The organism is Wolbachia endosymbiont (group A) of Apoderus coryli (assembly GCF_947251615.1).
Taxonomy (GTDB): domain Bacteria; phylum Pseudomonadota; class Alphaproteobacteria; order Rickettsiales; family Anaplasmataceae; genus Wolbachia.
In genome coordinates this window covers 649,108-673,714 of the sequence record NZ_OX366367.1, presented here as the reverse complement: position 1 = coordinate 673,714, position 24,607 = coordinate 649,108, and the positions used below count along the sequence as shown (strand labels likewise).

The 24,607-nt window shown below is 36.1% G+C and carries 26 protein-coding genes, 2 tRNA genes and 1 pseudogene; 17 read left to right on the top strand and 12 right to left on the bottom strand.

Annotation, left to right across the window (positions count from 1 at the left end; translation table 11 throughout):
* Window positions 1-33: 33 nt before the first annotated feature.
* The gene (locus OPR43_RS03495) at window positions 34-2,079 is read right to left on the bottom strand and encodes a heme lyase CcmF/NrfE family subunit (protein ID WP_265035512.1); all 2,046 of its coding nucleotides are present in this window, start codon (window positions 2,077-2,079) and stop codon (window positions 34-36) included.
* 311 nt (window positions 2,080-2,390) lie between these two features.
* Between OPR43_RS03495 and OPR43_RS03490 the strand changes: the two genes are divergently transcribed.
* Window positions 2,391-3,632: a hypothetical protein gene (locus OPR43_RS03490; protein WP_265035510.1), complete on the top strand. Its 1,242-nt coding sequence runs from the start codon at window positions 2,391-2,393 to the stop codon at window positions 3,630-3,632.
* Window positions 3,633-3,746: 114 nt separating this feature from the next.
* On the top strand, window positions 3,747-5,072 hold the full coding sequence (locus OPR43_RS03485; protein ID WP_265035508.1) for a dihydroorotase: 1,326 nt from the start codon (window positions 3,747-3,749) through the stop codon (window positions 5,070-5,072).
* Between the two features lie 119 nt (window positions 5,073-5,191).
* On the opposite strand, the gene OPR43_RS03480 is transcribed toward OPR43_RS03485, so the two are convergent.
* Window positions 5,192-5,449: a hypothetical protein gene (locus tag OPR43_RS03480; RefSeq protein WP_265025617.1), complete on the bottom strand. Its 258-nt coding sequence runs from the start codon at window positions 5,447-5,449 to the stop codon at window positions 5,192-5,194.
* A 124-nt stretch (window positions 5,450-5,573) separates the two neighbouring features.
* Here OPR43_RS03480 and OPR43_RS03475 point away from each other — a divergent pair, with 124 nt between their 5' ends.
* The 6 genes and pseudogenes from OPR43_RS03475 to OPR43_RS03440 all read left to right on the top strand — a co-directional run bounded on the left by OPR43_RS03475 (window position 5,574) and on the right by OPR43_RS03440 (window position 12,138).
* Window positions 5,574-6,758, top strand: coding sequence for a dicarboxylate/amino acid:cation symporter (locus OPR43_RS03475; RefSeq protein ID WP_265035506.1), 1,185 nt, complete (start codon window positions 5,574-5,576; stop codon window positions 6,756-6,758).
* 3 nt (window positions 6,759-6,761) lie between these two features.
* Window positions 6,762-7,358: an orotate phosphoribosyltransferase gene (gene pyrE, locus OPR43_RS03470; RefSeq protein ID WP_265023405.1), complete on the top strand. Its 597-nt coding sequence runs from the start codon at window positions 6,762-6,764 to the stop codon at window positions 7,356-7,358.
* 97 nt (window positions 7,359-7,455) lie between these two features.
* Window positions 7,456-9,285 carry a translational GTPase TypA gene (gene typA / locus OPR43_RS03465; protein WP_265035504.1) on the top strand — a complete coding sequence of 610 codons (1,830 nt, stop codon included), beginning with the start codon at window positions 7,456-7,458 and terminating at the stop codon, window positions 9,283-9,285.
* Window positions 9,286-9,858: 573 nt separating this feature from the next.
* Entirely contained in the window at window positions 9,859-10,035 is a 177-nt protein-coding gene (locus OPR43_RS03460) for a hypothetical protein (RefSeq protein WP_265035502.1), read from the top strand.
* A gap of 532 nt (window positions 10,036-10,567) precedes the next feature.
* Window positions 10,568-11,027: pseudogene (terL, locus tag OPR43_RS03445) on the top strand (phage terminase large subunit); the annotation flags it as partial.
* 106 nt (window positions 11,028-11,133) lie between these two features.
* Window positions 11,134-12,138: an Mrp/NBP35 family ATP-binding protein gene (locus OPR43_RS03440; RefSeq protein ID WP_265035500.1), complete on the top strand. Its 1,005-nt coding sequence runs from the start codon at window positions 11,134-11,136 to the stop codon at window positions 12,136-12,138.
* A 70-nt stretch (window positions 12,139-12,208) separates the two neighbouring features.
* On the opposite strand, the gene OPR43_RS03435 is transcribed toward OPR43_RS03440, so the two are convergent.
* Complete coding sequence (locus tag OPR43_RS03435; RefSeq protein WP_265035498.1) at window positions 12,209-12,343, bottom strand: hypothetical protein; 135 nt, start codon at window positions 12,341-12,343, stop codon at window positions 12,209-12,211.
* 33 nt (window positions 12,344-12,376) lie between these two features.
* On the opposite strand from OPR43_RS03435, the gene OPR43_RS03430 reads away from it, so the two are divergent.
* The 4 genes from OPR43_RS03430 (at window position 12,377) to OPR43_RS03415 (ending at window position 15,050) form a co-directional block, all read left to right on the top strand.
* The gene (locus tag OPR43_RS03430; RefSeq protein ID WP_265034372.1) at window positions 12,377-13,333 is read left to right on the top strand and encodes an IS5 family transposase; all 957 of its coding nucleotides are present in this window, start codon (window positions 12,377-12,379) and stop codon (window positions 13,331-13,333) included.
* A 32-nt stretch (window positions 13,334-13,365) separates the two neighbouring features.
* Window positions 13,366-13,494 (top strand): hypothetical protein, encoded by a 129-nt coding sequence (locus OPR43_RS03425; protein WP_265035497.1) that lies wholly within the window; start codon window positions 13,366-13,368, stop codon window positions 13,492-13,494.
* Window positions 13,495-13,618: 124 nt separating this feature from the next.
* Window positions 13,619-14,767, top strand: coding sequence for a 2-octaprenyl-6-methoxyphenyl hydroxylase (ubiH, locus tag OPR43_RS03420; protein ID WP_265035496.1), 1,149 nt, complete (start codon window positions 13,619-13,621; stop codon window positions 14,765-14,767).
* Window positions 14,768-14,912: 145 nt separating this feature from the next.
* Window positions 14,913-15,050, top strand: coding sequence for a hypothetical protein (locus OPR43_RS03415; RefSeq protein WP_265035494.1), 138 nt, complete (start codon window positions 14,913-14,915; stop codon window positions 15,048-15,050).
* Between the two features lie 87 nt (window positions 15,051-15,137).
* Here OPR43_RS03415 and OPR43_RS03410 read toward each other — a convergent pair whose 3' ends face one another.
* The gene (locus OPR43_RS03410; RefSeq protein ID WP_406832888.1) at window positions 15,138-15,992 is read right to left on the bottom strand and encodes a glutamine amidotransferase-related protein; all 855 of its coding nucleotides are present in this window, start codon (window positions 15,990-15,992) and stop codon (window positions 15,138-15,140) included.
* A gap of 228 nt (window positions 15,993-16,220) precedes the next feature.
* Window positions 16,221-16,293 (bottom strand) — tRNA-Phe (locus OPR43_RS03405).
* Between the two features lie 81 nt (window positions 16,294-16,374).
* Between OPR43_RS03405 and coaD the strand changes: the two genes are divergently transcribed.
* Window positions 16,375-16,881 (top strand): pantetheine-phosphate adenylyltransferase, encoded by a 507-nt coding sequence (gene coaD, locus OPR43_RS03400; protein WP_265035493.1) that lies wholly within the window; start codon window positions 16,375-16,377, stop codon window positions 16,879-16,881.
* A 68-nt stretch (window positions 16,882-16,949) separates the two neighbouring features.
* Window positions 16,950-17,141 carry a zinc-finger domain-containing protein gene (locus OPR43_RS03395; RefSeq protein ID WP_065094665.1) on the top strand — a complete coding sequence of 64 codons (192 nt, stop codon included), beginning with the start codon at window positions 16,950-16,952 and terminating at the stop codon, window positions 17,139-17,141.
* 24 nt (window positions 17,142-17,165) lie between these two features.
* On the opposite strand, the gene OPR43_RS03390 is transcribed toward OPR43_RS03395, so the two are convergent.
* The 7 genes from OPR43_RS03390 to rpsB are packed head-to-tail and all read right to left on the bottom strand — an operon-like array spanning window position 17,166 to window position 21,879.
* The gene (locus OPR43_RS03390) at window positions 17,166-17,792 is read right to left on the bottom strand and encodes a phosphatidate cytidylyltransferase (RefSeq protein WP_265025628.1); all 627 of its coding nucleotides are present in this window, start codon (window positions 17,790-17,792) and stop codon (window positions 17,166-17,168) included.
* The gene (uppS, locus tag OPR43_RS03385) at window positions 17,782-18,477 is read right to left on the bottom strand and encodes a polyprenyl diphosphate synthase (RefSeq protein WP_174515980.1); all 696 of its coding nucleotides are present in this window, start codon (window positions 18,475-18,477) and stop codon (window positions 17,782-17,784) included. Before uppS ends, OPR43_RS03390 begins: the two co-directional genes overlap by 11 nt.
* Entirely contained in the window at window positions 18,478-18,864 is a 387-nt protein-coding gene (locus OPR43_RS03380; protein WP_265035492.1) for a hypothetical protein, read from the bottom strand.
* Between the two features lie 6 nt (window positions 18,865-18,870).
* Window positions 18,871-19,428, bottom strand: a complete 558-nt coding sequence (frr, locus tag OPR43_RS03375) for a ribosome recycling factor (RefSeq protein WP_265025631.1) — start codon at window positions 19,426-19,428, stop codon at window positions 18,871-18,873.
* A gap of 7 nt (window positions 19,429-19,435) precedes the next feature.
* Window positions 19,436-20,179, bottom strand: a complete 744-nt coding sequence (gene pyrH, locus OPR43_RS03370; protein WP_265025632.1) for a UMP kinase — start codon at window positions 20,177-20,179, stop codon at window positions 19,436-19,438.
* A 10-nt stretch (window positions 20,180-20,189) separates the two neighbouring features.
* Window positions 20,190-21,050 (bottom strand): translation elongation factor Ts, encoded by an 861-nt coding sequence (tsf, locus tag OPR43_RS03365; RefSeq protein WP_265035490.1) that lies wholly within the window; start codon window positions 21,048-21,050, stop codon window positions 20,190-20,192.
* Window positions 21,031-21,879: a 30S ribosomal protein S2 gene (gene rpsB, locus OPR43_RS03360; protein ID WP_265035489.1), complete on the bottom strand. Its 849-nt coding sequence runs from the start codon at window positions 21,877-21,879 to the stop codon at window positions 21,031-21,033. The genes tsf and rpsB overlap by 20 nt, the downstream gene beginning before the upstream one ends.
* Window positions 21,880-22,070: 191 nt before the next feature.
* Here rpsB and OPR43_RS03355 point away from each other — a divergent pair.
* From OPR43_RS03355 to glmS, 3 genes are all read left to right on the top strand, one after another.
* Window positions 22,071-22,147 (top strand) — tRNA-Asp (locus OPR43_RS03355).
* A gap of 129 nt (window positions 22,148-22,276) precedes the next feature.
* Window positions 22,277-22,723 (top strand): preprotein translocase subunit YajC, encoded by a 447-nt coding sequence (gene yajC / locus OPR43_RS03350; protein WP_265025635.1) that lies wholly within the window; start codon window positions 22,277-22,279, stop codon window positions 22,721-22,723.
* Between the two features lie 32 nt (window positions 22,724-22,755).
* Window positions 22,756-24,567, top strand: a complete 1,812-nt coding sequence (gene glmS / locus OPR43_RS03345; protein WP_265035488.1) for a glutamine--fructose-6-phosphate transaminase (isomerizing) — start codon at window positions 22,756-22,758, stop codon at window positions 24,565-24,567.
* Window positions 24,568-24,607: the final 40 nt, after the last annotated feature.

The window sequence follows — 24,607 nt, the reverse complement described above, 5'->3', positions numbered from 1 at the left end:
ACCTAGGAGCGTTGTTAATAAAATCCACGACAGCTAGATAACCCTTGCTCGTCCACTAAAAGAAAAAGCGGCAAGGAGCGAACCAAAAGCGATAAGGAAGGATCCTAGCCAGATTATAGGCATTCCAGGTTTATAGTGCACTTTAGCTGCGATTTTGCTCTTACTCTTATCAATCTCTCCAATTACAACATAAATATCAGAAAATAAATTGTGGTAGATACTGCTTTCAACATTTTTCTGACCTTCCGCAAGGTAAAATCTATATTCAGGAGTTACTTCACCTAATATCTTATTATTCAGCAAATTCCTGATATCCATTGTACCCCTCACTGCATGGAAATTTTTTTCTTTTATTAGCTCAATATTTCGTAAAGTAACTTTAAATTTATTGACTGTTATGCTATCCCCTATTTTTAAGTAATTTTCTTTTTTCTCCTGCCAACCAACCGAATAAGCTATACCAAGCACTAGAATTGCCACTCCAGCATGAGCAAGCATCATTGCATAGTAGGATTTAGAAACTCTTCTTGCTAATAAAATTGATTCACCAAATGCTACCTTAAATAAACGAATTCTTTTACTGTATGCTTCTAAAACAAAGATTAATAATGCTATGGAGATGGTAATTGATAGCACAATCATTAGCTCCATGTGAAAGATAAACGGCAAAATAGCTGCAGCACTGCAGAATGAGAATCTGTATTCACGGAATATTGGCAATAGACTATTTCCCTGCCAACTGCAGTATTGCCCGATCATGGTGAGCACTAGAATAGCTAGTGCAATAGAGTTAAATAAAGAATTGTAATATGGTGCTCCAACTGAAATTAATTCACCGGTTAAATATTCGAGCACTGTAGGATATAAAGTGCCAACGAACACAATGAAAAAGGCAGTGATGAATAATAAATTGTTCATTAACATCATTGTAAAGCGGGAGAAAACAGAGAAGTTTTGCTTTGGTGTGTAATTAGGTCCCTCTATATTTTTTTCCTGGATCCCAGTGCCAAGCACTGGGATGACAGGTGGTGGTGTAAGAGATCTATTCTTTTTTGCAAATGCGATAAATACTACAAGGCTACTGACTGTAATTACACCAAGTAGAGCTAATATATATAGTCCATATCTTGGGTCATCTGCAAACGTGTGCACTGAGGTGAGTATTCCTGAGCGGACTAGAAATGTTCCAGTCACACTCAATATAAAAGTTGTAAGCGTAAGTAAAATAGCAAAGTTTCTTAAAACATTGAAATTTCGTACCACAAGCAACAAATGTGTCAGCGCTACTGCAATTAGCCACGGCATCAAAGAAACGTTTTCCACTGGATCCCAAAACCAAAATCCACCCCACCCAAGTTCGCGATATGCCCACCAGCTACCCAAGCTGATGCCCAAAGTGAGCAGCGACCAAGAAATAAGTATCCAAGGCCTGACAATTTTAGCCCAAACATTTCCTTCAACTTTTGCAATTAATCCAGCTATAGAGAGCGAAAAAGGAACACTAAATCCAAGGTACCCCAAATATAATATCGGTGGATGAATAGCAAGGCCTATATCTTGCAATATCGGATTAAAACCCAGTCCATCTGTTTCAATGCCTGGCATTTTAGTAAAAGGATTCGACTCAAGTAAAGTGAACAGTAAAAAACAAAAGCAAATCAGCCCATGAGTGATTAGAGAGATTTTTTTTAAAGCTAGTTCTGCAGCGCGTGACGCTGGAATCTGTGTATTTTTTTCTGGATCCCAGTGTCTGGGCACTGGGATGACAGAAGGTATATAAATATCCATTAGTAATAAATACATGGTGAGCACTAAGGTCCAAAGCAACATGGACCCTTCTTTATTTCCCCAAACTCCACAAATCTTATAGATCAAAGGTTTTGTTGTGTGTGAGTGGTAATATACGTTTTCAAGTGAAAAATCATTTGTAATGTGGCAGTAGATCAAAATAGCCATTGATGTTGATACACAAAAAAATATGGCAGTGGTAATAAACCGATAAGAACTGAGCGGTAAAAACAAATATGTCAAAGACAATAAGCAGGCTATGAGTAGCAATATATTCCCAAGTTCAGGCATAAAAAATTATAGTTTTTATATAAACAATATTACTGATGACAAGTAAGAAGTTAAAGTGTTAATTGACACTTGCTATTGATGCTATAGCTAAAGTGGCTTAGGTTGACCTACAATTTGAAAAACAACAAATTCGTCATTCCGCTACTCGTTAGCGGAATCTATACCGCGAATGAATCGCGGTATGACGTAGGGAAATCTTTCTTGGGTCAGCTATAGCATAATGCTCCCATAGTTAGCTGTCTGGCATTAATTAAAAATTAAATATTAAATCTTTATACTTTTATAGATAGCGTTAATATTGAGGTAACATTGTGGGTACAACTAAGATTAGTAAATTTCCATTTAATATAAAAGGTAAAGTGGCAAAACAACATGCCGAATCAATAGTCGCAAAAAATCTCTATACTATTTTGGGATTCAAAGATATAGAAGATTTTGAAAATAAGACAAGTAAGCTTGTTAATAAAAAAGTTTGGCAATCATTTGTTGACTGCTTTGCAAAAGAAATAGATTATGCAGCAACCGAAAAAGTTGTAAAAAACATCGTTTGTAACATTGCAAAAAGTGATCAAGGTAATGCTTTTACCAAAACTGAACATCTGATATTAAATGAAAAGCAAGATAATAAAAAGAGAGAAAAAGCGATTAGAAAAGCTATTAGTATTTTGAGGAAAATCAATCCAGAAAAAGCCTTTAATGAACTTTCAGTAATAAAAAAACAAGCTGAAGATTTTTTACAAACCGATTTTTATAAAGCACAGAGTAAACCACTTCAAGGATTTGCTCCCTCTGGTGGACAGCTCTTTGCGGAAACTCTGAAATATATAGAAACACTAGAAAAATTATCCGAAGTAAAAAAAGAAGGGCTAGTTAAAGATTTTTTGTTAAATCATGTTAGTTTATTGAATAAAAAGTATCCTAAATCACAGAGTAAAAGGGAAGATGCTATAACAATACTATCAAATGATGAGTTGAAGAATTTTTACAATAAAGGTGTAAAAGAAGGAATATTACAACCAATGGCATCTTACAAAGAATGCAGAAACCTGTATGACAAAATGAACCAGATAAAAAATGAATCCAAAAGTATAATTAAAAGAGAAGAACGGGAAGAAAATTTGAAGAAAATAGATAAGTCGATAATCAGCGCAATTAATGACATAAAAAAACATAGAGAAGCAATCCTTAACTGTAAAGACTTTCAAAGTTCTTACATAAAAGAGAAAAAAGAACATCCATTTAGAGGCAACGCATGTCAAAAAATAATTGATATATATCAAGAGAGAATTGTTGGATATCAGGAGAAAATTCGTCAAAACTTAAACCAAATAAAAGCGATATTAAAAAGTGCGCCGCAAGAAATGGATGATGTGGAAGAATTAGAGGAAATAATCGATGGTATACATGAAGCAAAACAGTTCGATGAAGATTTTGATTCAGCTTTAATTTGTTTATCGAACATGCAGAATGAGCTAGATATTCAACTGGAAAATCCTCCAACAGAGCTAAGAGTTTCACACATTAACGTTAAAACTGAGCTAACTAGGTTATAAGGGCGGGATTTTTGGGACAATTTCAATTCAAAACAGCTCTTAGTCTGTGTTTTAATTTGGTTGTGTTTTATTAAAAAAACTTTAGATTTATTGCATAATCGATACTCAAATATAATGACACAGACTTGGAATTTGTTACAAACAGGGCAAAAGGAAGGCTATAAAATTGCGTATACTAATGCTCGTATTATCGACCCGGAAACTAAACTTGATATAAAAGGTTCGCTATTGACTGAAGGGGATAAAATTGTTGATTTTGGCGAATCATTATTTTCAACAAGTGGAGTTGACGAAACAATAGACTGTAAAGGGCTTGTTCTAATGCCAGGCCTTATTGACATTCACGTACATTTTCGTGAACCAGGTCAGGAGCATAAAGAGACTATATATACAGGCAGCAAATCTGCAGTTGCGGGGGGAGTTACAACTGTAGTTTGTCAGCCGAACACTGCTCCAGCAATTGATAGCGTTGTTTTGGCTAAATATTTGAAATATAGAGCACTTGAAACTTCACATGTAAACGTTGAATTTTACGCTAAAATCACCACTTCGGAAGAAAAGTTGACTGAAATGGCACTTTTAAAGGAAGCAGGTGCGGTTGGGTTCACCGATGATGGCATGCCAGTTATGAACCCAATGATTATGAGACAGGCGCTGCTTTATTCAAGCATGCTGGGTGTTCCTATTGCTCAACATGCAGAAGATTTAAATTTATCAGCAGGTGGTGCAATCAACGAAGGTAAAATTTCTGAAGAATTGGGAGTAAAGGGGATCTTAAGTGCGTCAGAATCGGTCATGGTAAGTCGCGATATACTGCTCATGAAAGATATGGAGAATGTGCACTACCATATTTTACATGTCTCTTCAAAAGATTCACTTGATGCTATTAAACGTGCAAAAGATTTGGGATTAAATGTTACGTGCGAAGTAACCCCTCATCACTTCACTTTGACTGAAGATATAGTAAAACAACATGGGGCAATTGCAAAAATGAACCCGCCACTTCGCACTGAAGAAGATCGTTTAGCTATGGTTGAAGGTTTAAAGACAGGTGTGATTGATTGCATTGCAACCGATCACGCTCCGCATGATCGTAGTTCTAAAGATCTGCCACTTGAAAATGCTGCATTTGGTATTGTTGGCCTTGAAACAATGCTACCCCTTTCACTTGAACTCTATCACAGTGGGCAAATGGGTCTACTTGATGTGCTTGCAAAATTGACATATAAGCCTGCAGATATAATACACATACCACGTGGTCGTATACAAAAAAACCTTGCTGCAGACTTAATTTTAGTTGACCTCAATCATGAATGGGAAATTAAAACTGACAACTTTGCTAGTAAATCAAAGAATTCTCCTTTCGATGGTCGCAAAGTAAAAGGACACGTAGTACGCACTGTTGTGTCTGGCAAAACTATATACTCACAGAAAAGTTAGTTATCATATCTTATCCATCCCAATTTGTTATCACCAGAATGGGCTAAGTGCACCTAAATTTAAATTAAGAAATCTCAGTCAATTCCACTGTCTTCGAATAAATGCATCCTCTTACTTTTTCAACTATCGGTTCTATGATGCAGTGATTTACTTTCGCAGCTATAGGCATTATTACATAATTCGTTGTAGAGAAGCTTATAACTGGTACTATACCCCCCTAGCATTAAAGCTCCTGACACCATTGCATCAGGCGAAATAGCATTTGTAGATGCACTAAGACCAACTCTGATTCCAGCGCTAGCAGCCCAGAAGCTCAAAAAAAACAAAATTGCTCCACAGTAGCCATCACCAAATTTAGATAACATTTCTTCGTGCACTTACCCCCATATTCAGTTGCAAGTTAAGTATTAACATTTTGCCTAAATTGCAAGATTTTTTATATCAACCTGATTCCAAAACAGCAAAATTGTTGTATAATGTTACTTTGAAGTTTTATTTTCAATGCACAAGTTTGCAATACTCTTTTCTATACTGCTTGCAATAGTTGCTTACTACCTAAACAATGAAATCATATTTGAAATAGCAAAGCTATTTAGTGATATCTTTATCAGCTTGCTCAAATTAATAAGCTTACCTCTGGTTTTTTTATCCATAGTTTCCACAATTTCCGGGCTCAAAGACTCAATTGAAATCAAAGTCTTAGTTAAGAAAACACTATTTTATACTCTGCTTACAACTATTATAGCTGCGTTTGTTGCATTATCGTTTTATTTGTTAATAGATCCAGCAAGAAAAAATTTCATAAGTAATACAATAGGGAGTATTAACAGCAATAACCACAGTTATTTTTCATATTTAAAATCACTCATTCCTTCTAATTTTGTGCAAGTTTTTCTTGAAAATAATATGATTGGTAGCATATTAATCGCTTTTTTGATGGGAGGAGCTATTGTTTCACTTTCAAAAGAAAAGCAGGATATATTATATCAAGTATTCTCTGCACTTTTTGATACGTTACTTAAAATTGCTCAAGGATTATTAAAATTTATTCCGCTTGCTGTTTGGTCTTTTATTACATGTTTTTTGCATGAATTAAAAGGCGGTAGTGAGTTCTACAATCTTTTATGGTATTTTGTTTGCATAATGTCTGCAAATTTTGTGCAGGCATTTCTGATTTTACCGCTATTTATGTGGTATAAAGGCATATCACCAATTCAAACGCTGAAAGGGGTTATGCCAGCACTCACACTTGCGTTTTTTTCTAAATCATCCAGTGCAACATTGCCAACAACTATAGAATGTGTGCAGAACAAGCTAAAGGTGCCAAAGAAATTATCGTCTTTTATTTTACCAATATGCACAACAATTAACATGAATGCATGTGCTGCATTTATACTAATCACTGTAATATTTGTTGCAGAAATGAACGGATACGCATTTTCCTTGAGCGAAATGTTGATATGGATTTTTTTAGCTACAGGGGCTGCAATTGGTAACGCTGGAGTGCCTATGGGATGCTATTTTATGGCAACCAGTTATCTCGTATCGATGAATGTTCCTCTGCATATTATGGGACTGATTTTGCCTATTTACACGATCATTGATATGTTTGAAACTGCAATAAATGTGTGGTCTGATATTTGTATCACTCAGATAATTAATAAAGAATGTAATAGTGAAACTTAAAAAATGATATTAGACGAAAATAACTTAATAATAAAAGAATTTAAAGAAGCAGAGGCAATTTTGCATGGGCATTTTGTTTTATCATCCGGACTGCATAGTGACACATACATACAGTGTGCGAAGATTTTTGAAAATCCAAGCAGAGCCATGAAAGTTTGCGCATTATTAGCAGATAAAATAAAAAAAGAATTAAATAGCTCCATAGATTTAATATTATCTCCTGCAATTGGTGGAATAATCGTGGGTTATGAGATTGGTAGGCAGCTTGGAATAAAGACAATGTTTTGCGAGCGCGTTAATGGCAAGTTTGAATTACGCCGTGGATTTAAGATCAAAAAGGGTGAGAAAATATTACTTATCGAGGATGTAATAACCACAGGCAAATCTTCACTTGAAGCAGTGGAATGTGCAGAAGGGAAAGGAGGTAAAGTTGTTGCTGAAGCTTCTTTGATAAAGAGAAATAGTGAAACAAAACTGCCTTTTCCCGTCATATCTTTGATTGAACTGAACATCAAAAATTACAGCGAGGAAGAACTTCCAAGTGAATTAAAACAACTACCCATAACAAAACCTGGGAGTAGAGAATATTTAACAAAGTAATCCTATAATATCTTGGAAGCACAGCACAGCTTTAGTTATTTACTCCAAGTGTATTTTATGTATACTTATTACTAAATTAATTTTGAAATGATAGAAAATGAACGAATTTAAATCGATCCGAAATATAGCAATAATCGCACACGTTGACCACGGTAAAACTACTTTACTTGATAACATGTTAAAACAAAGTGGCACGTTCCGCGAGAATCAAGAAGTTCAAGAACGAGTGATGGATAGTGGCGACCAAGAACGTGAACGCGGAATTACAATACTTGCAAAGTGCACATCAATAATGTGGGGCGATGAAAAGATCAATATTATTGATACGCCAGGGCACGCGGACTTTGGTGGAGAAGTAGAAAGGGTATTGTGCATGGCAGATGGTGTGTTGCTGCTGGTTGACGCTGCAGAAGGTCCAATGCCACAAACAAAATTTGTGCTCTCAAAAGCACTAAAAGCAAATTTGAAGCCAATTGTGATAATCAATAAGGTCGACCGACCAGACAGCAGAATTGATGAAGTACTAAATGAAATATATGAGTTATTTTTTAACCTTGATGCAACCAACGAGCAGCTAGATTTTCCAGTGTTGTATGCTTCAGGTAGAAATGGCTGGTGTGCTAAGGAGCTTTCTGATGAAAGGAAAGATTTAAGCCCATTATTTTCAACGGTTATAGATTATATAAAACCTTCTGTTTATGATCAAAATGCCCCTTTTGCTATGTTGGTCACTCTACTTGAGTCTGATAAGTTTCTTGGCAGAATATTGACAGGAAAGGTTTATCAGGGTGTTGCAAAAGTCAATTCAGATCTTAAGGTGCTTGACCTCGATGGCAAAGTAATTGAACGAGGAAGATTAACTAAATTGCTCTCATTTTCTGGCTTGAAACGCATTCCAGTAGAGCAGGCTGTAGCGGGAGACATAATTGCAATTGCAGGGCTTGAAAAAGCTTCGGTTTCAGATACCATTTCTGTGCCAGAAATGACAACTGCAGTAAGCTCAACTCCAGTTGATCCGCCAACAATGGCGATTACTCTGAGCGTTAATGATTCGCCTTTTGCTGGACAAGAAGGTACAAAGCTTACTTCAACTGCTATAAAGGATCGCTTATATGCGGAGGCAGAAACAAATGTTGCAATTACTGTGACTTTGGCACCAAGCGGTGAAGCGTTTGAAGTAGGTGGACGCGGTGAGTTGCAGCTTGGAGTGTTAATTGAAAATATGAGAAGGGAGGGTTTTGAGCTTTCGGTATCACGCCCTCGCGTGTTATTTAAAGAAGAAGGCGGTAAAAAACTTGAACCTATAGAGGAAGTAGTAATTGATGTAGATGATGAATATAGTGGAATCATCATGGAAAAACTCAGCTTCCGAAAAGGTGAAGTGACTGACATGAGACCTTCTGGTAATGGCAGGACAAGATTAACGTTTTTAGTGCCATCAAGAGGATTAATTGGTTATCAAGGAGAGTTTTTAACTGATTCTCGGGGCACAGGCATAATTAACCGTTTATTTCACAGTTATGCTCCACATAAAGGTCCAATTTCTGGAAGGCGCAATGGAGTTTTAATTTCTACAGATAAGGGTGAGGCTGTGGCGTATGCAATTTTCAATTTGCAAGACAGGGGAATTATGTTTATTAAGCCACAGGATAAGGTATATTGTGGCATGGTTGTCGGCCAGCATAGCCGTGACAATGATTTGGAGATAAACGTGCTAAAAGGTAAGCAATTAACAAACGTAAGAGCTTCAGGTAGTGATGAAGCCATAAAACTCACTCCTCCAAAGATGATGACACTGGAGGATATGATAGCGTATATAGACGATGATGAATTGGTGGAAGTAACTCCAAAATCTATACGTTTACGCAAGAAATTCCTTGATCCAAATGAACGTAAGCGTGCAGGAAGGGCGAAGAATAAGGAGTAGAGGTTTCTTTTTGCAGGTAGCAGATTCCAGCGCATGATGCACAATTGTACAAACATTGTAGCCAAGTAGCCCGCAGAAACGAAAAAACTTGCTTGACACCCTTTGCCAGCCCTCTTATCATGAAACTGAAGCTATTGTATTTGCTTTCGCCAATCTGCAGATTAAAAGGTAAGGATTACTTAATGTATCGGCGTCTTATGTTCAATTTTTTGCAGTATATAGATACTGTATGTCTTTACAAAACTTCATCTACATCTAGATTTTTATCTAAATAAGCTGAACGCGCTTATAAAGCGTTACAAGACATCAAAAAATGCCAATACTCGACAGAGATAGTAAAAGACTAGCTAACTCGGGGATTCTTTGTCTTTTTTTCTGCTTGGTAAATTTCTTAAACATTTGCAGCGTAAGTTAGTTGCAATTAAAAGCAGCTGAATTTCGCTTGTCAAGCGTTTAAAACATAAAAAACGCCAATATTTTAAAGCGGATAATAACCACGGGGCTTCTTTTGCCTTTTTTTTTATTTGGTAAATTTCTTAACGTTTGTAGCTAACATGAAGCTAAGTACGAACTTTGTTAAACACAACAAATGGTGTCATCCCAGTGCTCCTTTTTTTGTCATCCCAGTGCCCAGACACTGGGATCCAGGAAAGTTTGCTTGTGAGCAAGCAAACTATCATAGAAAGTGGTTACAACGTTTTCGATGAGATTGCAGAAAGGCTGGATCCCAGTGTCTGGGCACTGGGATGACACCGTCTTGGATGGAAATCAGTGTCGGAGCACTGGGATGACACCCTGACAATCGTCATCCCGCTGCTTGTTAGCAGGATCTAGAGATACCGCGGCGGTATGACGTAGATTGCTGTCATTCCAGTGCTTGGCACTGGAATCCAGCCTTTATTATGCAGCCACTTGGTTGAAATTAAGTCTTCTGGATTCCAGTGTCAAGCACTGGAATGACACCGAAGGAGCTACTGGGATGACAGGGGAAGCTGACAACCGTCATCCCGCTGCTTGTTAGCGGGATCTAGAGATACCGCGGCGGTATGACGTAGATTGCTGTCATTCCAGTGCTTGGCACTGGAATCCAGCCTTTATTATGCAGCCACTTGGTTGAAATTAAGTCTTCTGGATCCCAGTGTCAAGCACTGGGATGACAAGAAGAGGGCACTGGGATGACATCTTTCAACATTATATCATGAACAAAATCAACTTTCTCAAATTCATTGAGTTATGCTTTCAAACGGTGGTGCCGGGGTGTGAGTATAATGATTATCAGTACACTAGCAACTTTAGCGTCTGCACTACCTGGGCAAAAACAGACAACAAATTCTATTTACTTGATGTATATCGCGCAAAGCTTGAGTATCCAAAGCTTAAAGAGCAAGTTTTGTCCTTAGCAGCAAGATGGACACCACACGCAATTTTAATCGAAGCAAAAACAAGTGGTCAGCAATTGGTGCAAGAGCTAAAAACAAACAGTGATTTACCAATTATCGAAATAGTACCACATGATGACAAACTCACTCGATTTTATCAAATTGTTCCGATTATAGAGTCTGGTAAGGTTTTTCTGCCGCACCAAGCAGTATGGCTCAGCGATTTTGAGTATGAGATTTTAATGTTCCCAGAAACGCGCCACGACGACCAAGTGGGATAGTACCGTGCAATATTTGCAGTGGATGAGAAAAACTAACACCAGCGTTTTCATGGTCAGGGATTTTACCTCCGACCCTGTTTAAGTGTCACGCTACTTGGCTTGTGTTCTAGGCAAAACCTGCTATAACATTTAACATACTGTTTTCGAAACAAATGTTCCGCACTGGGATCTGCTATGTAAGAGGTCTAATGATCAACGAAGAAATTGTAAAAGAGAGCTTAAAAAAAGTCATAGAGCAAAAAAGCGGTAAAGATGTGATCGCTCTTGGCATAATATCCTCAATCATTATTAAAGGCGGGGACATTGGTTTTGTGCTTGAAGTTGCCGGTAACACGCAAGCAAACGAAGAATTAAGAAGAAATTGTGAGCAAGCTGTTAAAGCTATACCGGGGGTGACAAAAGTGATCGTGGTTGCTACTGGTCAAAAACAAACTGGGCAACAAAAAGCTAAATTACATATCGAAGGAGTGAAAAATATAATCGTTGTGGCCTCTGGTAAAGGCGGTGTGGGCAAGTCCACAGTTGCGCTAAATCTTGCTCTCTCATTAGCAAAGTTGAAACATAAAGTTGCGCTGGTTGATGCAGATATATATGGTCCTTCAATTCCTCAAATGCTTGGCACTGAAAAATTAAAGCCAGAAATACAGGGTGGAAAAGCAATACCTATAGAAAAGTATGGACTGCATACTATTTCAATCGGCTATTTTGTTGACAAGGATCGTGCAGCAATATGGCGCGGACCTATGATCACAAAAGCACTTTATAATCTGCTCATGGGAACAAAATGGTCCGATATAGAGTATTTGATAGTTGATACACCACCTGGAACTGGCGATGTGCATTTAAGTCTTATGGAAAATTTTAACTTAACCGGGGCGATAATAGTTTCAACTCCACAGGAGCTCTCTTTAATCGATGCTCGCAAAATTTATGATATGCTTAAAAAGCTCAGCGTACCGGTTATTGGAATTGTGGAAAATATGAGTTATTTCATTCAAAATGACTCAGAAATATACATATTTGGAAAAGACGGCGCAAAAAAAATGTCTGAGGAGCTGGGCATCAAACTCCTAGGCAGGATTCCTCTAGATCCACAAATATGTCATGCTTCTGATTGCGGAAATCCTTTAATGTTAAGTGAAGATTTAGCAGAGATTTATGAAGACATTGCTCAAAGTATAGTTAAACAATAGAATAAGCGTGAGAAACATGCGAATCAAAGTCCTCTTTTGTTAGTTACAAAATAGACTGCTTGCATAACCATTACTTACATGAAAAATTAGCAGCTTTTGTCATTCCAGCGCGTGACGCTGGAATCCAGAAAAAAAGAAGAATGGATCCCAGTGGGCTTTGTTGCATAGCAACCGAAAAAATCTGGTGGCTACTGACAAAATTCATTATAAATAACCATTTAACTGTTGAAGAAAAAATATGCCACAGAAAATGAAAGTCAGTAACCAAAACGAATATAACAAATTCCTTGAAAAAAGGGGAAATATTTTTCGTTACATCGATGAAGCTATCGGAAATTGGTATGAAAATAGTCCAAAAATGCAGGGCGGCAACTATATTTACAGTGATAAAGTCGTAATTTTGGTGCATATAATTGTCAATCTTTTTAGAATTGGTTTAAGACAAACGGTGGGGTTTATAAAAGGATATCTGCAACAAATAGGAAAAAATTTGGCAGTTATCAGCTATTCACAAGCATCAAGAAGGTTTAAAAAACTTAATATTAAGATAAATGATTGCAGGGTTGATAAAAGCAACATGGAAAATATTGAAATTATCATAGATAGCACAAGTATCAGCATTTACAGTAACACTCCTGGCCACAGTAAGGAAAACAGTGCAGATAGAAAGTACCGAAGCTACGAGCAAGTAAGAAAGTTACATGTTATGTTAAGTGTGAATAGTAAAAAAGCTATAGCTGCAAGATACAGTAATGGCGTCTACTCTGACCACTATGGAGCTTGCGATTTGCTTGAAGAAGTTAATTTTCAGCACAAAATAAAAGCATTATATGCAGATAGGGCATACGATAGGCACAAACTTTATAAATTGTGTAAGAAATACGATATAAAGACAAAAGTTCTACCAAAAAAGGATGCAGCAGAACATTCAAAAATAGATTATATGTCTGACAGAAATGCTGCTATTAGGTTAATAAAATTATATGGACAAGATGGTGTAAAAGAGTGGAAAAAGGAAGCAATTTATGGAAAGAGATCTTACATAGAAGGATTTTTCTCAAGGTTGAAGCAAGTATTTGGATTTAGCTTTAGGAATAAATCTGAAGTAAATCGTGAAAAAGAATTACTAATTAAGTGCTATTTGCTCAACAAATTCACTGATATTGGTATGGCTAAATTTGAAATCATTACATAAATTTGTCGTAAACCATCACTGCTTAAGGTGCTATGCAACAAAGCCATCCCAGTGTCAAGCACTGGGATGACACCTTTGTGTTTGAGGCAAAACCGGCCATAGCATTTAACACACTGCCTTCGCAAAATGTTCGTACAGTTGTTCGTTACGTGCTGGAATGACAAGGTGGAGTGTCTTTAGATGTCATCCAAGTAGCTGACACTGGGATCTAAAAAATTTAATTTATATATAAAGTTTGTTTAAACTATTTTTAAAATAGATAGAATATAATTTTAGATAAATAAAATGAATTACGATGTAATCATTTCAGGTGGTGGGTTACTTGGTCTTATTACTGCCATTGGCCTTAGTTGTGACTCTGTGTCTGTAGCTGTAATTGAAAAAAATAGTCTACCACGTGTAGTAGATGACAACCGAGCATTTGCTATTTCTCAAGGTTCGAAAAAAATATTGGAAAAGTTAGGGATTTGGCAGTTTGTGGAGAGTGAAGCTGAGCCAATACTTGATATATGCATATTAGATGCGGTTACTGTGCATTATGATCATAAAATGGTTGGTGAAGAACCAATGGGTTATGTTATCAACAATGCTACTATATGGAATGCAATCAACAATAATTTTCTGAATAAACTAAATATATACTCCCCACATTCCTATAAAACAATTGCTTGTGATTCAGGATATGTGGAAGTTATTCTTGATAATAACCAGGAATTAATATCATCGCTACTTATCTGCGCTGAAGGCAAAAACTCTAAATTACCAGAGTTATTTTCTATACCGACAGTGAAATTTGATTATAAACAAAGTAGCATAGTATTTAATGTAAAGCATGAACTGCATCACCAAAACTTAGCTGTGGAGCGTTTTTTTCCTGGCGGTCCATTTGCAATTCTACCGATGAAGGGTGGCTATACTTCTTCGATAGTTTGGACAGAAAAATCTGAAATTTCAAAAATGCTAATGGATCTGTCTGAAGAAGAATTTATTATAGAGCTTAAAAAAAGATTTGGTTCTTATTTAGGAGAAATAAAATTAGAGGGTGAAAGAAAACTTTATCCTTTAAGTTTTGCTTTCGCAAAAAAGTTATATAAGGGTAGAGTTTTGCTTATCGGCGATGCAGCACATTCAATTCATCCTGTTGCAGGTCAAGGGCTTAATCTTGGAATTAGAGATGTAGAAAGTGTTATAAAGCACGTAGTTGCCGCAAAAGCGGCTGGTATTGATGTTGGCAGTAGTTATTTATTAAAGAAAATTTCACGTAATAGATACTTTGATAATTTTACAATGGCGCTTGCAACTGATGGATTAAATAGGATGTTTTCCAACAGAATATTCTGCGCTAAAGCACTAAGAAATCTTGGCTTGATTGCAGTTGAAAATTCAAATTCTCTCAAAAAAAGCTTCATTCGGCATGCTATGGGATTTATATAAATCACTATTTTATAGCTAATGCAAGTCATACCGCCACGAACCGTCATACCGCCGCGGTATCTCTTAGCCGCTAACACGTAGCGGGATGACGAATGTATCTGTTCAGGGAAGTGGCTAATGTGCAAATATTGAAGCAAAAATTCCAGTGCTCCCTTTCTTGTCATCCCAGTGCTTGACACTGGGATCCAGATTGGGCACTAAGTTGGTAAACACGAAAGCCTTTACAACGTTTTTGATGGAACTGCGCGAAAAGACTGGATGCCAGTGTCACGCACTGGCATGACACCCATTTGTTCCTATAGTTGTCTTTTCTCGTCTACCTTATTTTGCCACTCTGCTGAACGGATACATATAAACCACTATTTTAGCATTAAGCACGATAAAGAAAATCATTTATAATCGCTATAGCAACTAGTGTAGACACTTGACGTTCCTTGTGATTTGATAAATAGAGGTTTTTATCTGACTTCACAACAAGGGCTTCTGGATGACTTTGAAAGTGAACATTACCATGCTTATCTTCAATAGCCTCTATTACCCCATCACTGGAAAATGCTGCAACTTTATATCCAAGTAACTCCAATTTTCTTCTATTTTCTGGTGTATTACTTACTGCTCCTGAATGAGCATCTGGAAAACATGTTGAAAACCAGCCATTTTCATTAGGTATTAAGAATTTAGCTACTAATTCCGCTAAACGGCTGTTTGGAACGATCTTTATCTGCTGGAGAGCTTTCTGTGCTGATTTTAAATGAGATCTTCGCTTCTCTTCATCACTCACTACTTCAATTCCTTTTGCATTCATAATACCTTGTAAACCGCCGCATATGCCAAGCAAATGAATTGAGGGATTATCATCCACTATTTTTGCAATTGCTTCAGTAACAAGCTGGCGATAAGGGGTGGGGGGAAACGGTTCTGAGTGTAAATTATCTGGAATAAATATTCTATTTATTTTGTGCTCTTCAATAAATTGTGCAACCTCAACTTTTATTCGGTCTAATGTCAGCTTCTTTGCCAATGTTTCATCTTGTTTTGCGAGATTAAGTGACTCTGTCTGAATTTTTTTAAGGCTAATTATCTTATTATAATCAATCAGTACAGTCTTAACTCCAAAGTTATTAAACATCTCGTAGATATTTTGAGATAGCCCAAGCTCATATGCTTCTTCCGTTTTCAACAAACCAACAACTATGTCATTATTTACTGTATTTTCTGCCGTCAAGACAGTTGACGCTGGTTCTTCTTTTCTGGTTACATGTTGAGATGCCGGTTTTTCACTAACGCCAGCATAAGTAATATTGCTTAATAATAGAACTATAATTAATAAGATATTAAATATTCTGCTATAATATCTATACATATAGTTTACCCTCTCAACACTTATATCAATATCATAACATATTATAGAACGTTTTACAACAAAAAGGTAAATTTGGTAAGAAAGAGAAGGTGGCCTGAGCAGGAATCGAACCAGCGACACAAGGATTTTCAGTCCTTTGCTCTACCAACTGAGCTATCAGGCCAACTGTATACTTTTATTTTTAGATAAAAAATGTTATTATGTCTATCAAAAGTTTTTAAAGTAGTTTATATAAAAATAAAGGATGAACATTAATGACAGAATAGGAATCTACCCTGGCACATTTGACCCTATAACTTTTGGGCATCTTGACATAATCAAAAGGGCGTGTAAACTAGTCGATAAATTAATAATAGGAGTTGCAGAGAACGTTAATAAGCATATTGCCTTTGACACAAAGCTACGCACAAGCATGGCTGAAAATGAAATTAAAGGACTAGGAATTGATGCAGATGTTATATCTTTTAATGGGTTGCTAGTGAAGTTTGCCAAAGAGCAGAATGCTTCTGTTATTATTAGAGGATTAAGAGCAGTATCGGATTTTGATTACGAGTTTCAAATGAGTTGGGTAAATTATAAACTTCTTCCTGAAATCGAAACCATATTTCTTCCTGCTTCTGAAGATACTCAATTTATCTCATCAAGTTTTGTAAAGGAAATAGCAAGATTAGGAGAAGATGTTAGCAAATTTGTATCAAAAGGCGTTCAAAACGAATTGATTAACCTGAATAGGATAAAAAATGGAGAATAGCGTGTGTTGTTTTTTATTTATAAATGGGTATATTTAATATAGAAAATGTTATAAGCTAAAGGAGTAGCATGTCAAAAGTGAGGGTTAATAAAAGAAAAGTTTGTTGTCATGGTGATGAGAATGATGAGGGTTCTGGCCATCCATTAATATATTTAGATATGGGAGAAGAAGAGGAAATAGCCTGCCCTTATTGTGAAAAGACGTTTGTCCATGACTGTACTGTAGAAGCGGTTGGGGAGCTGACTAGGGATGACCTCTAATGGCACTTTATTTCTTCTGCAGACTTAGCCTATGTAAATAGCAATAAGAGGGGCAGTAAAAATGAAACTATCCATACGATCGAGCACTCCCCCATGGCCAGGTATCATACTTCCACTATCTTTAACACCGTAAGCTCTTTTAACAAGCGACTCAGTGAAATCGCCAAGTTGCGCTAGAATAGCAATTGCAAGGCCAATGATTGGAGAATAAAAAATTGAAAATAGACCAAAAAATATTGATCCAAAAATTGTGCACACTACTCCAGCTAAAATCGCACCAAGAAGTCCTGTCCAAGTTTTTCCAGGGCTAAGAATTGGGCAAATTTTAGCTCCACCAAAATTCTTACCAAATAGGTAGGCAGTAATGTCAATTCCCCAAATGGTTAAGACGAACCATACTAATGCGTATTTTCCCTGTGGTAGATTATATAAATATATTAATGAGGCGCTTGGTAGTGCAATCAATAATAATGCAAAAATGTATAAAATTTTGTTTCCTTGGGTTAGATTATACCATTCAAAAGAAGATAAAACTGCTATTGAAAAAATCAATAGGTAAAACGATAAATCACTGAAATATGTAGCAAAGGAAAATATGAATAATATTACTATTGAGGACAACATTCTAATTATAAAATTATTATCTACCATATTTTTTCTCTCTTTTTGTATAATCTTCTAATGCTTTACTCAAATCTTGACAAGAAAAATCAGGCCATAAAGTATCACAAAAATACAATTCAGCATAAGCTGCTTGCCATAATAAAAAGTTGCTTAACCTTTTTTCGCCGCCAGTGCGAATTAATAAATCCAATTTTGGCAGATCTTTAGTATACAGAAATTTTTCAAATTCCTCTTCTGATACATAAGCAATATTTTCTTTTATAATATTGCTTATAGCTTGTGTAATTTCTTGCTTTGCTCCGTAACTGACTGCCACAGTGAGTAATAAACCATCGTTCTTATGTGTCATTTCTTCTGCTTTTTTAATTTGATCCAATATTTTACTGGATAACAGACTTAAATTGCCAATAAAATTCAACTTAATGTTACAGTTGCAAATGAAATTGACTTTATCTTCATTAGTTAAAACGGAGTAAAATAAATCAAATAGACAGTCAGTTTCGTTTTTGGGTCTAAGCCAATTCTCCATAGAGAATGCATACAAAGTTAAGTAGGGTATGGTTAGGTCCGTACAATACTTGGCAATATCGTATGCAACTTCACTGCCCTTTTTATAACCATCAATTTTTACTCTTCCTTGATTGTTTGCCCATCTACCATTACCATCCATAATAATTGCTAAATGTTTCGGTAAAGATTCTTGATTCAACATTTAAAGTTCACCCGATGTCATAAAAGTAACTGACACACAGCTATACGAACATTGTGCTACCAGGAGGGTGTCATTCCAGTGCCCCGACACTGGAATCCAGAAATTTGATTGCAAGTGAGCACACTGAGCTGATAAGCATAAAAATAGCTGTCTTATGCTAAAACAAACGTTTTTGACGAGATTGTATGAAAAGCTGGATCCCAGTGTCACGCACTGGGATGACAGGGAAAAAAGGCACTGGGATGACAAAAAAGAGGGCACTGGAATGACATCATTTACTGTATAATACTGTGCAATATTGCAACGTTCATACAGCTGTGTGTCGACTACCTCCATGGCACCCTTGCATGTAATTTTTTCTTTTTCACTACTGAAGGCTTCTTTCATATTACCTTAGTGATGCAATATATCCTTTTCTTTGATGGACAATTCACCATCAATCTTTTTTATATTATCATTAGTAATTTTTTGTACTTCATCGTGAAGGTTATGGTAATCATCTTCCGAAATTTCTTTATTTTTTTCCATATTTTTTAATTCTTCTATTATATCCCTGCGTATATTCCGAATTGCAATTCGTGCATTTTCAGCAAATTGGTGTAATAGCTTCACTAATTTTTCACGGGTTTCTTGTGTTAAGTCCGGAAGAGCTATACGTATGGTATTGCCCTCAACAACAGGATTTAAATTCAAGTTGGCATTTAATATAGCATTTTTCACTTCACCTACAACATTAATATCCCAAACTTTAATTGATAGGGTTTTGTTATCTATAACCGAAACGCCTGCAACCTGATTTAACTTTTGATGTCCACCATAGATATTTACAACTATACCATCAAGCAACGATGCGCTAGCTCTACCAGTGCGTACGCCTTTAATATCATCATGAAAGGACTGAATAGTTTTTAGCATTCTTTCTTTTGTTTTAGCTTTTATTTCATTTAACATAAATTACCTAATGTTTACAATCTGAAACTATAGTATAAGTACCTTGACCCTTAATAATATTGACTATTTTTTCTCCCTTCAAAGAAAAAACTATAATTGGAATAGAATTCTCACGAGCAAGTGAAATTGCTGATGCATCCATAACTTTTAAATCACGAGTCAATAAATCCGTGTAAGAAAGCCTATCATACATTACAGCATCCTCATTTTTTTTCGGATCAGCGGAGTATACACCATTTACTTGCGTACCCTTTAGAATAACATCACAATTCATTTCAACAGCACGTAAAGCTGCAGCTGTATCTGTAGTAAAAAATGGATTGCCTGTGCCTGCTGCAAAAATTACCACTCTACCTTTTTCTAAATGACGAATAGCTTTCCTTCTGATGTAAGGTTCGCATACAGTGGCCATGGGTATTGCAGATAATACCCTAGAAGCTACTAAATTTTTTTCTAAAAAGTTTTGTAAAATCAAAGCATTGATTATAGTTGCAAGCATTCCAATATAATCACTGCTTGCTCTTTCACAGCCACTTAAAGACGCAGATGTGCCACGAAAGATATTCCCACCACCAACAACAATACATACCTGAACTCCAAGATTACAAACTTCAACTATGCCTTTAGATAACTCACCTATAGTCTCCATATCGTGACCAAATTGCTTTGATCCCATCAAAGCCTCACCAGAGATTTTAAATAACACCCTGGAATATTTTATTTCGCTTTTTTCATTTGTTGAGGGAAACATTTTTTACCATTTAGTTTGCACCACCCAAAACAAGTAACTTGTAATTAGAGAGTTTAACAGCACTCAACTCGCTTGATTTTATAAAATCAGAAACCTTCATTTTATCATCCTTTATGAACTTTTGTTCTAGCAAAACAACTTCTTCATAGTACTTAGCCATTCGTCCATCTACTATTTTTTTTGCTACTTCTTCAGGTTTATTTAAGCTCCTTACTTGCTCTTCAATTATAGAACGTTCATTTTTCAACTTCATTTGATCTAAATCATCTATAGACAAAGCTTCAGGCTTCATAGCAACTACATGCATAGCTATTTGTTTCCCAATCTCTTGTAGCTTCGCCTTATCACCAGATGATTGCAATGCAATTAAAGCACCAATCTTACCTAAGCCACACACATCACCATGTACGTAGCCAGCAATAACTCCATCCTTAGCTTCTAAGTAACAAAGCTTGCTTAACTCTAGCTTCTCACCAAGAACTGATGTACCATTCATAATAGCTTCCTGCACTGTGCCAATGCTTTCATACTTGGCATTTTTTAACTCATCAACGCTAGTACAGCGTTCTTGATGAGCAATTGATGCTAAATTTGAAACTAACTCTATAAATTTCTCATTTCTTGCAACAAAATCTGTTTCGCAATTGAGTTCAACCAATGCACCATAATTTTCAGTCAAACACATAGCAACGAGCCCATCTGAAGCTACTCTATCAGATTTTTTGTCAGCTTTAGCAAGCCCTATTGTACGTAACTTATTAACGGCTTTCTTAATGTCACCATCACATTCTTCTAATGCTTTTTTACAGTCACTTAAGCCAAGCCCTGTTCTATCACGTAATTCTCTTATATCATCTGGATTCATCTTCATTTGTTACTACCTCCCTTTCTTCTTCTTTGTAAACTTTACTACGTCTCCTTTTAGTTTGCACAATACCATCTTCTTTTTCTTGAATAAACTCATCACCCCTTATATCATCAATCTTAACTCCAGATCTTGCTAGACTAGACTCTATTCCAGCTAATATAGAGTCGGTAGCTAATTTACAATAGAGCTCTATTGATTTTCTTGAGTCATCATTTCCAGGTATTAGATAAGTAATACCATCTGGATCAGAATTAGTATCAAGTATTGCAACTATTGGAATTCCTAACTTCTTAGCTTCCTTAACCGCTATATGCTCTTTATTAGTATCAATGATGAATAATATATCAGGAATTGCTCCCATTTCTCTAATACCGCCTAACACCTTATCAAGCTTTTGCTTTTTCTTTTCAATGTTCCCCAATTCTTTCTTTGTTAAAATGCTATCTTCATCATTTAATATTTTCTCATATTGCATCAAGGTTTTTATCGAAGAAGAAACAGTGCCCCAATTAGTAAGCATACCACCGAGCCATCGATGATTCACATAATATTGACCACAACGAATCGCTTCACTTGCAATAATATCAAAAGCTTGAAACTTTGTACCAACAAATAGAATGCGACCACCTTGAGATGCAACGTCATATAAAGCCTTCATGGCCACCTGTAGCAATGGTAATGTTTTTCGCAAGTCAATTATATGTATACGATTTTCTTGATGCACTCCATATATGTATGGAGCCATTTTTGCGTTCCAGCGACTAATTTTGTGACCAAAATGTACACCAGATTCGGCTAAATCACGTACAGTGACTTCAGGCAAATTTGTCATATATCATTCCTCCAAATAGTTTATCTTCCATGGCATAACCCTAATGGGACTACTTGTACAAGCCATGTGTGAAATTAAATTATTTACATAGTAATAGAAAAGACAGCAAAGTGCAAACAAAAAATATTGACAAAGGGCAACATGTTTATTAGCTTTAAAGTCGAAGCTCGAAAACGCTAAAAAGAAATTAGGGGGGTGTAGCTCAGTTGGTTAGAGCGCATGCCTGTCACGCATGAGGTCGTGAGTTCAAGTCTCATCACTCCCGCCATATTAGTTTTAGCATGACCTAAAATCCGCAACCGGTATTTAGAAACGCTTTCACCAAACTTGACATGGTATGGTATTGTAATTAATACTTAAATAGGTTTATTTTTATCATTAACAATTAGGATTAAATATGTTCATTTCTGAAGTTTTTGCAGCAGATGCAACTAACAATGCATCAAGTATCGGCGCATCTTTTACTAGTTTTATTCCATTGATTTTAATATCTGCAGTAATTTATTTTCTTATAATTCGCCCACAACAAAAAAAACTAAAAGAACATAGAAAAATTATAGATCAAATAAAGCGTGGTGATACAGTCGTTACTTCTGGCGGGATAATAGGTGAAGTTAACAAAGTTGATGGAGCAAATGCACAATTTATAATAGAAATAGCACCAAAAGTTGAGATAAAAGTCCTAAAGTCCGCTATATCTGAAGTTTTAAACAAAGAAGCTCAGAAAGTAGCAGCTAAACCAATTGAAAAAGGCAAAATCGAAAAGAGTGATAAAAAGAATAAAAATCAACCACCAGAGGAAAGTAAAAAGGGAAAAGATGATAAAGGCAAAAATGCTGCATAACTTTAAAAGAAAGTTCATTTGGTGATCCATTTGTGTGCGGAATATTTGGTGTAGTAAGTAGCGGTGATTCAGTAATACCAACTTTACTAACTGGGTTGCAAAAATTGGAATATAGGGGATATGATTCCTCAGGTATAGCAATCATAAATAACGAAGGTAAGATAGAAGTCAAAAAATCAGAAGGTAAAGTCGAAAGGTTATGTGAAGTTGTTGATGACAGCAAGATGTCTCACAGTACAGTTGGTATAGCACATACTCGCTGGGCTACACATGGAGTCCCAGGCCTTAAAAATGCTCATCCCATTCGTACAAATAATGTTGTTGTTGCTCATAATGGCATAATTGAGAATTACAATCTGTTAAAAAAGGGTCTAGAAGAAAGGGGAATGTCATTCCATACTGACACTGACACAGAGATCATACCAAATATGCTAACCTTATATCTTGATGAAGGATTGTCGCCAGTTGATTCTCTATTTAAGTGTTTAAACAACTTACATGGCTCATTTGCCTTGGTCTTATTATTTGCAGAATATCCAGACGCCTTATTTGTTGCGAAGAGAAATTTGCCTTTAGCAATAGGCTATAACTGTAACACAGTGTTTGCTGCATCTGACTCTAATGCTTTAAGTGCATTTGTGGAAAGAATATCGCATTTAGAAGATGATGACATTGCAGTGATAAAATCTAGTGGAGTTAGTATATACAACAATGGTACACAAGTTAAACGCAGTATAGAAAATAGTAGTCCAAGTGATTTTCTAATTAGCAAAAATGGTTACCCTAGCTTCATGTTAAAAGAGATTTTTGAGCAACCGCGTGCATTAAACAAAACAATAAATCAATTTTACAAGCAATATAAAGAGGTCAACAAAAAACTCTTCTCTGAACTGAATCACATTACTATAGTTGGATGCGGATCATCTTATTTTGCTGGGCTAATAGCGAAGTATTGGCTGGAAAGTATTGCTCAAGTTCGAGTATATCTAGAAATCTCATCAGAATTTAGGTATAGCAACGTCAAGCTGGAAGAAGGCAGTATTGGGTTATTCATCTCCCAATCTGGCGAAACTGCAGATACCATAGAAGCGCTGCGTTATGCGAAATCACAGAAGCAAACAATCATTAGTATAACTAACACATTTAGCAGCAGCATCGAAAAGATCTCAGATATTATGTTACATACTCTTGCTGGGCCAGAAATTGGTGTTGCTTCAACAAAAACCTTCTCTGCGCAACTTGCAACTTTAGCATGCTTTGCCGTGGAGCTTGGAAAAATAAAAGGTATACTGGGTGGAGAGAGAATAAAGCAGCTAAGTAGTGCTATCAACTCTATCCCCAAGTATATTGAGCATGTTTTAAATGTGATGAAAATACAACATATATCAGGTAGTATATTAGAGCACAATAACGTTATTTTAATTGGCAGAGGAAGTTCATACGGAGTTGCAATGGAAGGTGCATTGAAGATAAAAGAGCTTTCATACATCAATACAATTGGTATTGCAGCGGGAGAAATGAAGCACGGTTCTATTGCTTTAATAGACTCTACTGTGCTTGTTATAGCAATTATCCCTTATGATAGTTTATTCTTTAAAACGCTATCTAATATACAAGAGATTATTGCAAGAAAAGGCAAAGTAATTGCCTTCAGTGATAAGCAAGGAGCGCCATTCCTAAGGGAAGTTTGCATAGATGTGGTGCAACTTCCAGACGCTGATAATTTTATCTCTCCAATCATCTACAGTGTTGCTATGCAATTCCTTGCTTACTTTACTGCAGCAAAAAAAGGGTTAGACGTGGATTGTCCGAGAAATTTAGCTAAGTCTGTCACGGTTGAGTAGTCCATTTAAAGTTAAACTTCTAATTAAGAACTTTAATTAT